The organism is Shewanella insulae (assembly GCF_009831655.1).
Lineage (GTDB): Bacteria > Pseudomonadota > Gammaproteobacteria > Enterobacterales > Shewanellaceae > Shewanella > Shewanella insulae.
In genome coordinates this window covers 1-14,836 of sequence record NZ_WRPA01000024.1, presented here as the reverse complement: position 1 = coordinate 14,836, position 14,836 = coordinate 1, and the positions used below count along the sequence as shown (strand labels likewise).

Sequence of the window (14,836 nt, the reverse complement as noted above, 5' to 3'; positions counted from 1 at the left end):
GTTTTAATTTTAGTTTTAGCTTGTGTTTATCTTGCCTTGTCCAGGGCCTTGCACAGAGATTCGATCCCTAAGATGGCCCTTGGGGTGGCCCGATGCAAGAGGTCGGCATCCAGTTGATAGATGTGGCGCCGCTTCACCGCCGGGATCTCCTGCCAGGCCGACCAGTCGATGCCGCGCACATTGCCCTCATCCTGACTCTGCAATATCACCTGTGGTTGCTTAAGCAGCACGGCCTCCAGGCTCACCTGGGGATACTCGTTACCCGCGTCCCTAAACACATTCTCGCCGTGGCAGACCTGTATGATCTGCTCGATCCAGCTTCCCTCGGCCACCGTCATCAGGGGCACAGACCAGAGCTGATAGAAGACCCGCACCGGGGCCTTGGCCCGGTTTTCCTTGCTGAGCGCCTTGAGACCGATAAGGTACTGCTCGGCTACCCGCTCCGCCTCCCGCTCCTTGCCAGTCAGCTTGCCCAGCGCCAGCAGATCGTCTGCCACCGCCTCCAGCGTCTTTGGGTCGCTGTCATAAATGGGATAGCCAAGCTGGGTCAGGCGCTCGATATCCTCGCGCTTGTTGCCGCCGCCCCAGATGACGATAAGATCCGGGTCGAGCTCAATAACTTTCTCTATCTGTATACCATAGTAGCCGCCGATCCTCGGGATCGTCTTGGCCGCATCGGGAAAATCGGCATGGTCTGTGGTCGCGACCACACTGTCCCCCGCCCCTATGCTAAACAACATCTCCACCCCATGGGGCGACAGGGCGATGATCCGCTTCGCAGGCGCCGCCTTCAGCCCAGGCACACACAGCAACAAGGCCAACATCAACCACAGCTTAACCCTCATCTTCATCTATCCTTTTCCCTTTTCCCTTTTCATATTAAGCTGACAGAACAATAACTTGTTCGCAATCAAACATTTCAACCCGCCATCCCAATCAATTTTTCACAGAGATCGCCGCGGTGGCTAAGCCGTCGATTTTCTACTGACATGAGCATACATAAGTATGTGATTGGCAGGAGAAATGAAGACAATAACGCCACCGTAGTGAGCTCGAATAAAATTCACTCGCCCATTTCACTCACTTCATTTTTTCACAGAGATCGCCACGGTGGCTAAGCCGTCGATTTTCTACTGACATGAGCATACATAAGTATGTGATTGGCAGGAGAAATGAAGACAATAACGCCACCGTGGTGAGCTCGAAGAAAATCCACTCGCCCATTTCAAACTGTTTGCTTCTGTGGCTAAGCCGTCAAGCTGGCTCAGCCCATGAGCATACATGAGTATGTGATTGGGTGAGCCGGCGCAGACAATACCGCCACAGGAGCAAACAGGCAGAAATTAATAGTCAAAGCCGAGCCGTGAATGAGGACGCAACGCCGCAATTGAGCTCTGCAATAGCAATTTTTAGTAGTCGAAGCCTAGCTGGGCTTTAACGCCATCCTCAAATGCATGTTTTATGGGCTGCACCTCACTCACGGTATCCGCCAGCTCCAGAATCGCCCTGTGACAGGCACGCCCCGTGACAATCACATGCTGCATGGGCGGACGGTTATTCAGCGCGGTCAACACTCTGTCCAGATCCAGATAGTGATAGCTCACCATGTAGGTCAGCTCATCCAGCAGCACTATATCTATGGAGTCGTCGCTCAGCAGGGTCTCGGCCGCCTCCCAGGCACTCAGCGCCGCCTGGGTATCCTTCTCTCTGTCCTGGGTCTCCCAGGTAAAGCCGGTGGCCATCACATGAAACTCGACCCCCACCTTCTCCAGCACGGCGCGCTCGCCGCAGGGCCAGTTGCCCTTGATAAACTGCACCACGGCGGCCTTCTTGCCATGACCCACGGCGCGGGTGATGTTGCCAAATCCCGCCGTGGTCTTGCCCTTGCCGTTACCCGTCATCACCAGCAGCACGCCCTTCTCCGCTTGAGCCTTGGCGATCTTGGCGTCCACCGCCTCCTTCACCTTCTGCTGGCGCGCCTTATGCCGCTCGGCCTTATGATTTTCCGCCTGGTTTTCCGCCTGCTTGTCAGCGCTCATCTTGTCTCCTTTAATTATTATTTGTGTGCCTTTGGGGGCATCTCGGTGATGATGGCGCCCAGCCTCGCCATATCCAGATGCTCGGCCAGGGTATCGGCCAGGCGATCTAACTGTGCCTGCTTGATCGCCTCGGGATCGACCGTGGCCGCACTGCTAAGCCCGGCCCAGCCAAGGAGTAGCGCACAGGCCTCTGGGCTGTCGAACAGACCATGCAGATAGCTGCCAAATATCTGCCCATCATTGGACAGACAGCCCTCGTTAAACCGATTGCCCTCGTCACTCTCTAGGACAAGGGGCTTGGTCGCCTTCGATAACACCTTGGAGCGACCACAGTGGATCTCATAGCCAGCGATGCTTGCGCTCTCGCCCGCCAGCTTTATCGTGCCTTTAACCTGAGCCAGACGCTTATTTGAGGTCAGCTCTGTGACTATGGGCAGCAGCCCCAGGCCATCGCTGTCGCCAGCCTCGCCCTCGACCCCTTGGGGATCTTCGATGGCCAATCCCAACATCTGATAGCCACCGCAGATACCGATCACCTTGCCGCCATATCTCAGGTGCCGCTTGAGCGCGCGATCCCAGCCCTGTGCGACCATGGTGGCCAGGTCCTGCCGCACGCTCTTGCTGCCGGGCAATATGATGAGATCGGCATCAATTGCCTGCCCCTCGAAGGCCTCGTTTACCTGCTGATAGCGAAAGTCGATATCCGGATGCAGCCTGAGGGGATCGAAATCCGTGTGATTACTGATGCGGGGAAAAACCAGCACCAACACCCGAAAGCGGGCGTTGTCAGTGCTCACCTGCCGGGCATCCAGGGCATCCTCGGCCTCCAGGCGCAGATCATTAAGGTAGGGCAAGACGCCCAGCACTGGCTTGTCTATCTTGGCCTCGAGCCAGTCTAGGCCAGGTTGTAGCAGGGAGATGTCACCGCGAAAACGATTGATCACCACGCCTCTGACTCTGGCCTGCTCGGAAGCTGACAGCAGCGCCAGGGTGCCGACGATATGAGCGAATACCCCGCCCTTGTCGATGTCGGCGATCAGGATCACCGGGCAATCTACCGCCTCGGCGAAGCCCATGTTGGCGATATCCCCCTCCCGCAGGTTGATCTCCGCCGGGCTACCCGCCCCTTCCACCAGGATCAGCTCATACTGCCGCTCCAGGCGTGACAGCGAGTCCAGTACCGCCGCCATCGCCTTGGTGCGATAACCCTGGCTGTCTTTGCCAAAATAGGTCTGGGCCTCCATGTGGGACAGGGCCTTACCCTGCACTATCACCTGGGAGCTGGTGTCCGAGTTGGGTTTAAGCAGTATGGGATTAAAGTCTGTGTGGGGCGCAAGGTAACAGGCCTCGGCCTGCAGCGCCTGGGCGCGGCCTATCTCACCGCCGTCAAGAGTCACGGCGCTGTTGAGCGCCATGTTTTGCGGCTTGAAGGGCGCCACCCTGCGCCCCTGACGGGCAAAGTAGCGGCACAGGCCCGCCACCAGGGTGCTCTTGCCCGCATCCGATGTAGTGCCCTGCACCATCAAGATATTGCCACTCGCCTCTTGATTGCCGTTGCCCTGCTTGGCCTGGATGCTTTGCTTGCTCTGGTTGCTTGGCTTGCTCTGATTACTTAAGTTATCTGCTGTCATTGGCTTTGCTTCCTATTCCCTGGCGCCCTGGCTCGTCTCATCCTTGAGGATCAGCGGCAGACCGGCGGTGACCAAGACCACCTGCTGGGCTCGCTGAGCGATCGCCTGATGCAGCCAGCCCGCCTCGTCGACGAAGCGGCGACTCAAGGGGTTGGCCGGTACCACGCCGCAGCCCACCTCATTGCTGATCAGCACGACAGCTCCTGGCGCGGTTTCCAGGGCGCTCAGCAGCGCCGCCTTGGCGGTCGGCCAGCCATCGCCCTCGAGTAGCTGATTGGTGAGCCAGAGGGTAAGGCAATCGACTAAGATCACCCGTTTATCCCTGGCGTGAGTTTCGATACAGGCACTCAAGTGTAGCGGACACTCCAGGGTCTGCCAGGGTAAACCGTCATCACGGCGCTCTTCCCGGTGACGGGCGATGCGGGCGCGCATCTCCTCATCCAGCCCCTGGGCGGTGGCCACAAACAGGCACTCATAGCCCCTGGCCACATAATCGGCCACCAGGGAAAGACCGTGGCGAGACTTACCGCTGCGGGCGCCGCCCAACACCAGGTGCATCATAGGCTGATCACCAGGATAAACAGGTAACAGAGCAGCTCGATCACCTGCTGGGTCGCCCCCAGCACATCGCCTGTGTAGCCGCCGATCTGACGTCGATAACTGCATACCAGCAGCTGGCGGGCCGCCAGCAACACCAGGCAGAGGGAGAGTGCCGAGGCGATACCGCTGACCCAGAGGACGAGGACGCCGGTCAGCAGCAAAATGCCTAGCTCGTTGGGGGTCTGCGACTGGGCCAGGGGCTTGCTCTTGCTGCTGTCGTCATCGCGCACATAGGTCTCGGTGAAGATGAGTGAGGCTGCCACTAAGCGGCTCAGGCAGTGGCCCACCACCAAGGCTGCCATCACGAGATCGCCATCGAACAGGGCTATCTCACTGAGCAGCACAAACTTAAACAGCAGGCTCATCACCAGGGCGAGCACACCATAGGTGCCGACGCGCGAGTCTTTCATTATGGTGAGCTTATCCTGCACCTGCCAGCCACCACCGAATCCATCGGCGGTATCCGCCAGGCCATCCTCGTGGAAGCCACCGGTAAGCAGCAGCCCGGTCACCATGGCGAGCAAGATGGCGACGCTGATGGGCAGCAGCTGAATCGCCAGGCTATAGACCAGGGCACAGAGGCCCCCCACGACCACGCCAACCAGGGCGAAGTAACGGCTGGCCTGATTGAGCCGCTCATTGTCGACCCTCACCCAGGTCGGCATGGGGATCCGGGTAAAGAAGCCCATGGCGATAAAAAACAGGTTTAACTCTCTGGCAAACATCTTCGCGCTTTTCCCTTTTGGTTCCTTAGATTGCTATTGCCGCTAAATCGAAATGCCCATCTCTTCGAGGGAGGCCATCTCGTTGTAAAACTTGGCCGCCGCCTGCACCAGTGGTACCGCCAGGGCCGCCCCGGTTCCCTCACCGAGACGCATCCCGAGGGATAGGAGCGGCTGGGCATCGAGATGCTCCAGCATTAGCCTGTGTCCCCGCTCGCCGGACTCGTGGGCGAAGATCATATAGTCCCGGGCGTGGGGCGCAATGGTCACCGCCGCCAGGGCCGCCGCCGTGGCGATGAAGCCGTCGATCAGCACCAGCATCTTCAGCTCTGCCGCCGCCAGTATGGCGCCCGTCATCTGCACTATCTCGAAGCCCCCCAGGCAGGCCAGCACCCCATAGGGGTTATCCAGCTGCTCTCGGTGCAGATGCAACGCCTGCTCCACCAGCAGCTGTTTGCGTGCCAGTGTGGCGGCATCTATGCCTGTGCCCCGACCGACACATTCGGCCGCCTCACGCCCCATCAGCGCCGCCATGATGGCCGCCGCCGAGCTGGTGTTGCCTATGCCCATCTCACCGAAGGCTATTAGGTTACAGCCGCGGCTGTGATGCAGCGTCACCCGCTCCCTGGCCATGGCGAAGCCCTGCTTGACCGCCCCCAATGTCATGGCGGGCTCGCGATGAATCGCACCTGTGCCGGCCCCCAGCCTATGGTTGATAAGCTTGGGCTGATCATGGATCTCCTGGGCGATGCCGCAATCGATCACCTCCATGGTGATCCCCCCCTGGGCACAGAAGAGGTTGATGGCCGCGCCGCCCTTGAGGAAATTCATCACCATCTGAGTGGTCACCTCTCTAGGGGCAATGGAGACGCCAGAGGCGGCGATGCCATGATCCCCGGCAAACACCAAGAGGGTTGGATTTGTTATCTGCGGCTCGTCTGGGCCCAGCACCCGGGCGATAGTCATCGCCAGGGTCTCGAGGGCGCCGAGGGCGCCCAGTGGCTTGGTCTTAGCGTCTATCTTCTGCTGGATCTTGGCATCGAACTCGCTACTTACCTCAGTGACTTCAAACATACTGGTACCTCATATCGCTCGCCCTCATTCTCGATTCATTTCAATCCACACCTTCTTTGCATGCATAGTTCAATACGCTTTTCCTTCAATGCCCTCTCCTTCGATACTCCTCTCCTTCGATGCATAGGGAACCTAGGCTAGTTACTGCGCTTGCCACCCAGGATAAACAGGAAGAAGAGGCTGCCTATCACAGCCGTGATGATCCCCACCGGCAGCTCCTGATAGCTGAGCAGGCAGCGCGCCAGCACATCCACCCAGATCATAAACAGGCCGCCCACCAGGGCCGTCAGCAGCAGGGCAAAGCGCCCGGGCAGCAATAGGCGCACCATGTGGGGCACCATCAGGCCGACGAAGCCTATGCCGCCGCAGTTGGCCACCAGCACTGCGGTGATCAGCGAGCAGAGCAGCAGGCTGACGAGACGCAGACGCTGCACTCGAATCCCTAAGGTGTGGGCTGTCTCATCCCCCGCCTGAATGGCGAGGATCTGTCGCTTAAGTAGCAGCAAGATGGCGCTCGCCACCAACACCAGTAGCCAGGGCAGCCAGAGCATCTGCCAGCTCGCCTTGGCAAAGCTGCCCAGGCTCCAGAACAACACAGAGGCGGCCGATTGCGGCCCGGAGAAATAGAGCATCAGGCTGGCCAGCGCACCGAACAGGAAGGAGATCGCCACCCCGGAGAGCAACATGCGCTCTATCTGGGTGTTCAGATCCCGTCCGCACAGAGCCAGCACCATGAGCACCGCCAGGCTGGCGCCGATAAAGGCCCCGAGCGGCAGGCCGACACTGGCGAGCACGCCACCGACGCCGCCCAGCAGGGTGATCACCACCACGGCCCCCAGAGAGGCGCCCGAGGAGATACCAAACAGATAAGGGTCGGCCAGGGGATTACGGGTCACCGTCTGCAACACGGCGCCCGCCAGGGCCAGGCCGAAACCGGCGATAAAGGCCAGCAGGATGCGCGGCAGGCGCAGCTCGATCAATATTCTTGCGGTCACGCCGCCGGGATCGGCGCCGCTCAGCTTGGCAAGCAGCACCTCGAGCACCTCGGCCACGCCTATCTGCGCCGCGCCGAAGCTCACCGCCAGCACAGGAGTCGCCAGGGTCAACAGCCCAAGGCAGGCTAAGGCCAACTGTTGCAGCGGACTATAACCTCTTCCCTGACTCAGACTAGCGCTCACCATGGTTAGCCTCCTTCGCCTCTAAGGGCTGCTCACCTTGAGGCTCGCTATGACGATCATTCTTACCGCTATTTTGAAGATGATTGTGGTAACCATAGAAATAGTTAATCTGCGGGTTGCCGTGCTGTGGATGGGGCGATACCTGACAACAGACGCCGAACACCCTGGCGATCTGCACCTCGCTCAGCACCTGCTTTGGGCTCCCTTGCGCCACCGCCTTGCCCTGATCCAGCAGCAACAGCTGATCGCACAGGGCGCTGGCAAGATTGAGGTCATGGATGGAGATCACCACAGTCACCCCCAGGGCCTTGAGCAGCTCGAGGATCTGGATTTGATAACGGATATCCAAGTGATTGGTGGGCTCATCGAGGATCAACAGCTTGGGCTGCTGCACTATGGCGCGGGCAATCAGCGCGCGCTGCTTCTCCCCCCCGGACAGTGAGGCGTAGGTCTGACCGGCGCGATCCTTGAGTCCCACTGTCTCCAGGGCCTGACTCACCGCCAGGCGGTCGGCCTTAGTGGTCATGGAGAAGGCGGCCTTGTGTGGGGTGAGCCCCAATGCCACCAGCTGGGCCGTGGTCATGTCGAAATGCTGGGGCGTGTCTTGCAGCACCACGGCCACCTCGCGGGCAAAGGCCCTGGCGCTCAGGCTGGCGATAGGCTGACCAAACAGCTGGATCTCGCCGCTGCTAGGGGTGAGAAAACGATAGAGACAGCGCAGCAGGCTAGACTTGCCGGCGCCGTTGGGGCCTATGATCCCCAGCATCTTGCCCTCGGGCAGATCCAGTTTGACTTCTGAGAGGATGGCGCGCTCGCCGCAGCGCCAGCTGAGCTCCCGCACCGACAGGGCCGGGCGTGCGCAGGCGCCATCGCCGACAGCTACATCTAGGTTTGCGCCTTCACTGACGCCGTGAGCCTGGAGTGATTCTGTTTGCACTTGCTGATTAGGGGCGCTCAACTTAGCGCCCTCCAGGGAGCGACGCCGAGGCGCCTCGCCCTTGGGCCAGATTAGGCCCCGAGGTATTCTTCATCTAATGGCTCCCTCAAGTCACCCGCTTGAGATAGTGGTTAGAGAGTAGGCAGGTATCCTGGCTCGTGGCAAACCGGTCGACTTCGACCTGGCGGCACACTCACAGTTGCGGGCACAGCTTGGGCTAGCGGCGCTGGGCCTTCCCCAATTCCCTATTAAGTCCGAGTTATCGCCTAGGCGATCTCGACACCATACTCCCGGCGCGGGCTGTCCCCGCGCTTGGTTATTATGCTAAATTTCGCCCCCCTGGCAAGCCGGGCAGCGACTGGAACTAACACTTCAGGGCAAATCAATTACTGTGCGTCGTGCCAATGCAGGCGCCAGTAACCCTCTCCCGTCTTGTCGCGATAGTGACTGATCTTGACCACACTGGCGTAGTCCAGGCTCAGCCTGGTATAGAAGCCCACGGCGCGCTCCACTCCCAGGGCCTTGGACATCAGGTGGCGTATTACCCCGCCGTGGGTGATCAGTAACAAGGCCTCGCCACTATGCTGGTGCACCAGCTGCTCGACCACCTCGTCGACACGTCGCTCGAAATCAGCCATGGGCTCCCCCTCGGGCAGCGGATTAGCCCAGGGATCTCGCCAATAGGCACTCAGCTCCTCGCCGTGATCGGCGTGCAGCTCAGGGATAGGCTGACCATCCCAAAGGCCAAAGTAGATCTCCTTTAGCCCAGCATCTAAGGCCACCTTCACCTGACTCTTAGTGGTGAGGTGCTCGGCAAACACACGGCAACGCTTGAGCGGCGAGCTGATCACCCTGTCCACCGTCTCGGGCAACTTGGCATAGGCCAGCTGCATCTGGGCGAAGCCTATCTCGGTAAGGGGTTGATCGCTATGACCACGCAGCAGGTTGCCACCTTCACATTCGCCGTGGCGCATCAAATAGAGTGTCGTTTGCGTCATAAGCGCAGCATTAAACCTTTAAAATCTATATGGTTAGCAGGATACTCTCTGGCAGCCATTCTTGGCAATGAAAGATAATTAAGACCCTTGGCAATGAAAGATAAATAAGGCCTTGAAAAACTTTCAGATTCATCCACGACCAAGGGAAGTGCCTTTTGCCATGAAAATACAGCTTAGCGGCCATTCTCCCTCGAAGCCAAAGGCTATACTCTTTTGACTTGCCCTGAGTATTATAAGTCGATTAGTATAGACGTCTATACGTTTATACATCCAAAATAAAAATAGCACGTCAAATCGATAGACGCAGCAGTTTAGGCAATAGGTCAGTTGAAGTAGGTAAAAGTTATGGCGACCCAATCCCCTGTTCGAAACGTAAAACAGATCAACGACGCGATCCGCGCGCGGCTCAATAAGGAAATTTTGATCCTCGACGGCGCCATGGGCACCATGATCCAGAACCACAAACTGGAGGAGGCCGACTTTCGCGGCGAGCGCTTCAAACAGTGGCCCTGCGATCTCAAGGGTAACAACGACCTGCTGGTGCTGACCCAACCCGAGCTTATCAAGCAGATCCACAAGGATTACCTGCTGGCGGGCGCCGATATCATAGAGACCAACACCTTCAACGCTACCCAGGTAGCCATGGCCGACTATGAGATGCAGTCGCTGTCGCGGGAGATCAACCTAGGGGGCGCTCGACTGGCCCGCGCCGCCTGTGACGAGGTGGCCGCCGAGACAGGCCGTCAATGCTATGTGGCAGGGGTACTGGGCCCCACCAACCGCACCTGCTCCATCAGCCCGGATGTGAACGATCCTGGCTATCGTAATATCCATTTCGACGACCTTGTAGAAGCCTATCTGGAGTCGACCCAGGCCCTTATCGAAGGCGGCGCCGACATCATCATGGTGGAGACCATCTTCGATACCCTCAACGCCAAGGCGGCGCTGTTTGCCATCGAGACCCTATTCGACCAGCTGGGCCAGCGTCTGCCCGTGATGATCTCGGGCACCATTACCGATGCCTCGGGCCGCACCCTGACGGGCCAGACCACAGAGGCCTTCTACAACTCGCTGCGCCACGTGAAGCCGCTCTCCATCGGCCTCAACTGCGCCCTAGGGCCACAGGAGCTGCGCCCCTATGTGGAGGAGCTGTCGAAGATCGCCGAATGCTATGTATCGGCGCACCCCAACGCCGGGCTGCCCAACGAGTTTGGCGGTTATGACGAGACCCCGGAGCAGATGGCCGAGGTGATCGGCCCCTGGGCCGAGGAAGGCTTGCTCAACATCATCGGCGGCTGCTGCGGCACCACGCCGGAACATATCAAGGCGATCCGCGCCGCCGTCATCAAGCACGGCGCCCGCAAGTTGCCGGCTCTGCCTGTGGCCTGTCGCCTCTCAGGCCTTGAGCCGCTGACCATAGACGCCGACTCGTTATTTGTGAACGTGGGCGAGCGCACCAACGTGACCGGCTCGGCCAAATTTCTACGCCTTATCAAGACGGGTGAATATGAAGAGGCGCTGTCGGTGGCCAGGGATCAGGTGGAGAACGGCGCCCAGATCATCGACATCAACATGGATGAGGGGATGCTGGACGGCGTCGAGGTGATGCAGAAGTTCCTCAACCTTATCGCCTCCGAGCCCGACATCAGCCGGGTACCCATCATGATCGACTCCTCAAAGTGGGAGGTGATCGAGGCTGGCCTCAAGTGCATCCAGGGCAAGGGCGTGGTGAACTCCATCTCCCTCAAGGAGGGTGAAGACAAGTTTATCGAGCAGGCCACCCTGGTAAAGCGCTACGGCGCCGCAGCCATCATCATGGCCTTCGACGAGGTGGGTCAGGCCGATACCATGGCGCGCAAGGTAGAGATCTGTACCCGCGCCTATCGGATATTGGTGGATAAGGTGGGCTTCCCGCCGGAAGATATCATCTTCGACCCCAACATCTTCGCTATCGCCACCGGCATCGACGAGCACGACAACTATGCGGTGGACTTCATCGAGGCGACCCGCGAGATCAAACGCACCCTGCCCCATGCGATGATCTCCGGCGGGGTATCCAACGTCTCCTTCTCCTTCCGCGGCAACAACCCGGTGCGCGAGGCGATCCACGCCGTGTTCCTCTATCACGCCATCCAGGCGGGGATGGACATGGGCATAGTCAACGCCGGTCAGCTGGCGATCTATGATGATATCGATCCCGAGCTGAAGGCCAGAGTGGAGGCCGTGGTGCAGAACCTGCCCTGCCCGGTTAAAGATTCAAACAACACAGAACAGCTGCTGGAGATCGCCGAGCAGTACCGCGGTGACGGTGCCACGGGCGCCAAGAAGGAAGATCTCGAGTGGCGCAGCTGGCCGGTCAATAAGCGGCTTGAACACGCCCTAGTCAAGGGGATCACAGAGTTTATCGACCAGGACACCGAAGAAGCCCGCCAGCTGGCCAGCCGTCCGCTTGATGTGATCGAAGGCCCGCTGATGGATGGCATGAACGTGGTCGGCGATCTGTTTGGTTCGGGCAAGATGTTCCTGCCCCAGGTGGTGAAATCGGCGCGGGTGATGAAGAAGGCGGTGGCCTACCTCAATCCCTACATAGAGGCGGAAAAGTTCGAGGGCGAGTCCAACGGCAAGATCCTCATGGTCACGGTCAAGGGTGACGTGCACGACATAGGCAAGAATATCGTCGGTGTAGTGCTGGCCTGTAACGGCTACGAGGTGGTGGATCTCGGCGTCATGGTGCCGGTCGAGAAGATCATAGAGGTCGCCAAGGCGGAGAAGGTAGATATCATCGGCATGTCGGGGCTTATCACCCCGAGCCTGGATGAGATGGTGCACAACGTCAAAGCCTTCCACAAGGCGGGGCTGAATATCCCCTCCATCATAGGCGGCGCCACCTGCTCCAAGATACACACTGCGGTGAAGATAGCCCCCCACGCCCCCGAAGGCGCCATCTATATTGCCGACGCCTCGCGCGCCGTGCCCATGGTGGCTAAGCTGATCAACAAGGAGACCCGTCAGGCGACCATAGATGCCGCCTACGAGGAATACCGGGTGATGCGCGACAAACGCAATTCACAGGCTAAGCGCAAGCAGATCGTCTCCCTCGAGGCCGCACGGGAAAACCGCTGCCAGCAAGACTGGAACGCCCATACGCCTTTCGTGCCGAATCAATTGGGCAGACAGGTGTTTGACGACTATCCGCTGGAAGACCTGGTCGATCGCATCGACTGGACGCCGTTTTTCCGCAGCTGGGAACTGCACGGCCACTTCCCCAAGATCCTCGACGACGAGGTGGTGGGTGAAGAGGCGCGCAAGCTCTATCAAGATGCCAAGGCGATGCTCAAAACCATAATCGAAGAGAAGTGGCTTAACGCCAAGGCGGTCATCGGCCTCTTCCCGGCCAACACGGTCAATTATGATGATATCGAGATCTACACAGACGAGAGCCGCAGCCAGGTCGAGATGACCACTCACCATCTGCGGATGCAGATAGAACGTGTGGGCAACGACAACTTCTGTCTCGCCGACTTCGTCGCGCCGAAAGACTCGGGCGTTGCCGATTACATGGGCGGCTTCGCCGTCACCGCCGGCCACGGCATCGACGAGCATGTGGCCCGCTTCGAAGCCAACCACGACGATTACAACGCCATCATGCTTAAGTGTCTGGCCGACCGACTGGCCGAGGCCTTCGCCGAGCGGATGCACGAGCGGGTACGTAAGGAGTTCTGGGGCTACGCCGCCGATGAGAACCTGGATAACGAGGCGCTGATCCGTGAGAAATACAAAGGCATACGTCCGGCCCCCGGCTACCCTGCCTGCCCGGATCACACAGAGAAAGGCCTGCTGTGGGAGCTGCTAAAGCCCGACGAGACCATAGATCTAAACATCACCGAGAGCTACGCCATGTTCCCCACCGCCGCCGTCTCCGGCTGGTACTTCGCCCACCCGCAGTCACGCTACTTCGGTGTGACCAATATCGGCCGGGATCAGGTGGAGGATTACGCCAAGCGTAAGGGAATGAGTGTGGAGGAGACAGAGCGGTGGTTGGCACCGGTACTTGATTATGATGTGTAACGGGAAGTGATCTGGAGTCATCACCTTGACTCCTTTGATTACCCAAACTTCGTTTGAACATTAGTACTGAGGCTTCACCTCACTAACCCATACGGCCTTGCGGCCGAGGTAAGTAGTGGGTCTTCAACCCACACCCGAACAAGAGGGGGATCAACAGCAATCCCCCTCTTGCATCTCCCCTGCCGCCCCCGACGAAGTTGTTTGTCCTCATACTCCAATGAAAATCGCCTAACGACTCGGATGGGACTCCTGTCCCTCCGAGCCTTGCCCATCATCCATGATGGCCACACGGCATTTTCATCTCCATATTTCGGCAACTTCGATGGGGAATTACTGTAGCTTTAACCCTCATTGAGATGAATAGTTGCAACTTACAAAAATTACCAATCCAGCATTAAAAATCCAACACCTAGATATTTTTTGCAATCAACTCTGCCTTTAATAAGCCACCTTTGGTTAATAACTTTGCCGAGAATTTGGGATTGCGACGAGATCTGTAAGCATCATAAATCATTTTTAACCCTTCAGCTTCCAATAGTGAGATATTAATTTCTGTATCCATTTCCGCACTTTCAACAAAATCCTGAGAAAAACTAGGGGCTATAATTAATACCTGTGCAACTCTTTTACCTTGATTTTCACAGCGATTCACATATGACTTGACCTGCCTTGATGTTGTTGAATATTTAGCAAAATCGCCATTTTTAAATGTCTTAGCCTCCCCAACAATGACATCATCATCACTTAAAGATATAACTATATCGGCTTTATCCTTAGCTGTATTAATTGATTTCCTCACATCTTCATCAACAATTAAGTTTAAGTGTTCAAAAATTTCCTTAGTTATTTCTTCAAATTTTACTCCAACCTCTGCTTCAGAAATATCAATCGCGGCTTTTCTTAATGCTGCCAAATCTCTTCGAGCAAGAGCTGGATAATTCTCTATCAATTTCTCATTTGCATTAGCGAAGGACTCCAAGATCAGTTGCCTTGGATTTCCCCTTTTTGACAACGACATTTTGTCTCGCACTACCTTTACTTGCTCATTACTCAGTAAATAAAGGATATCAACAGGTGTAATACTTAAAGCCCTCAACTTTTCCGTATCAATATCCTCTGACTCTTCCAGTTCAAACTCTATTCTCAGTAGAGATTCAAAATCAGGAAAATGAGTTTGCAGTGTTACATAGAGCTCTTTGAAACCCGCAGCACTAAGACATTCAAATTCTCGGTTAGTTGATTTATTTAATGTAGATACAATAACATCAATTCTATCATCCAAAGTGGCGCCTATTTTATCAACATTAAGATGCAGATCATGTATTAAAACCTTTAACCTATCCTTTCTTTGATTGAGAGGTTCACTGGGATTGAACATGTCTCGCTGAAGGATGTTTCTAATAGCAACTCTAGAATGAATAATTTCATGTATTTTTTTATAACGCTCAACGCCTCTAATCTTCTTGTATGGTTAATCCTGTTCCATTTTAGGGTAAATTGGAGGCCCACCCTCAATGGCCGTTGAGGGTCTTTATGCAGTAGCTCGATTGAATGGCGGCTCCTCTTACGAGAGACCGGTAACAAGTGGG

At 57.1% G+C, this 14,836-nt stretch carries 11 protein-coding genes and 1 riboswitch; of the genes, 1 reads left to right on the top strand and 10 read right to left on the bottom strand.

Features of this window, described 5'->3' with window-relative positions; genetic code table 11:
* Nucleotides 1–26: 26 nt before the first annotated feature.
* From GNT65_RS18800 to GNT65_RS18760, 9 genes are all read right to left on the bottom strand, one after another.
* On the bottom strand, nucleotides 27–851 hold the full coding sequence (locus tag GNT65_RS18800; protein WP_160798734.1) for a cobalamin-binding protein: 825 nt from the start codon (nucleotides 849–851) through the stop codon (nucleotides 27–29).
* 558 nt (nucleotides 852–1,409) lie between these two features.
* Nucleotides 1,410–2,039 carry a cob(I)yrinic acid a,c-diamide adenosyltransferase gene (gene cobO, locus GNT65_RS18795; RefSeq protein WP_160798733.1) on the bottom strand — a complete coding sequence of 210 codons (630 nt, stop codon included), beginning with the start codon at nucleotides 2,037–2,039 and terminating at the stop codon, nucleotides 1,410–1,412.
* A 17-nt stretch (nucleotides 2,040–2,056) separates the two neighbouring features.
* Nucleotides 2,057–3,670: a cobyric acid synthase gene (locus GNT65_RS18790; protein WP_160798732.1), complete on the bottom strand. Its 1,614-nt coding sequence runs from the start codon at nucleotides 3,668–3,670 to the stop codon at nucleotides 2,057–2,059.
* A 12-nt stretch (nucleotides 3,671–3,682) separates the two neighbouring features.
* Entirely contained in the window at nucleotides 3,683–4,231 is a 549-nt protein-coding gene (gene cobU / locus GNT65_RS18785; protein WP_160798731.1) for a bifunctional adenosylcobinamide kinase/adenosylcobinamide-phosphate guanylyltransferase, read from the bottom strand.
* Nucleotides 4,228–4,995: an adenosylcobinamide-GDP ribazoletransferase gene (locus GNT65_RS18780; protein ID WP_160798730.1), complete on the bottom strand. Its 768-nt coding sequence runs from the start codon at nucleotides 4,993–4,995 to the stop codon at nucleotides 4,228–4,230. Before GNT65_RS18780 ends, cobU begins: the two co-directional genes overlap by 4 nt.
* A gap of 42 nt (nucleotides 4,996–5,037) precedes the next feature.
* Nucleotides 5,038–6,066, bottom strand: coding sequence for a nicotinate-nucleotide--dimethylbenzimidazole phosphoribosyltransferase (gene cobT, locus GNT65_RS18775; RefSeq protein WP_160798729.1), 1,029 nt, complete (start codon nucleotides 6,064–6,066; stop codon nucleotides 5,038–5,040).
* Between the two features lie 137 nt (nucleotides 6,067–6,203).
* On the bottom strand, nucleotides 6,204–7,247 hold the full coding sequence (locus GNT65_RS18770) for a FecCD family ABC transporter permease (protein ID WP_160798728.1): 1,044 nt from the start codon (nucleotides 7,245–7,247) through the stop codon (nucleotides 6,204–6,206).
* Nucleotides 7,234–8,202 (bottom strand): ABC transporter ATP-binding protein, encoded by a 969-nt coding sequence (locus GNT65_RS18765; protein WP_160798727.1) that lies wholly within the window; start codon nucleotides 8,200–8,202, stop codon nucleotides 7,234–7,236. The genes GNT65_RS18770 and GNT65_RS18765 overlap by 14 nt, the downstream gene beginning before the upstream one ends.
* A 103-nt stretch (nucleotides 8,203–8,305) precedes the next feature.
* Nucleotides 8,306–8,484, bottom strand: a riboswitch (cobalamin riboswitch).
* Nucleotides 8,485–8,567: 83 nt separating this feature from the next.
* Nucleotides 8,568–9,179: a histidine phosphatase family protein gene (locus GNT65_RS18760; RefSeq protein ID WP_160798726.1), complete on the bottom strand. Its 612-nt coding sequence runs from the start codon at nucleotides 9,177–9,179 to the stop codon at nucleotides 8,568–8,570.
* Between the two features lie 345 nt (nucleotides 9,180–9,524).
* Here GNT65_RS18760 and metH point away from each other — a divergent pair, with 345 nt between their 5' ends.
* On the top strand, nucleotides 9,525–13,247 hold the full coding sequence (metH, locus tag GNT65_RS18755; protein WP_160798725.1) for a methionine synthase: 3,723 nt from the start codon (nucleotides 9,525–9,527) through the stop codon (nucleotides 13,245–13,247).
* A 409-nt stretch (nucleotides 13,248–13,656) separates the two neighbouring features.
* On the opposite strand, the gene GNT65_RS18750 is transcribed toward metH, so the two are convergent.
* Nucleotides 13,657–14,529, bottom strand: coding sequence for a hypothetical protein (locus GNT65_RS18750; RefSeq protein WP_160798724.1), 873 nt, complete (start codon nucleotides 14,527–14,529; stop codon nucleotides 13,657–13,659).
* Nucleotides 14,530–14,836: the final 307 nt, after the last annotated feature.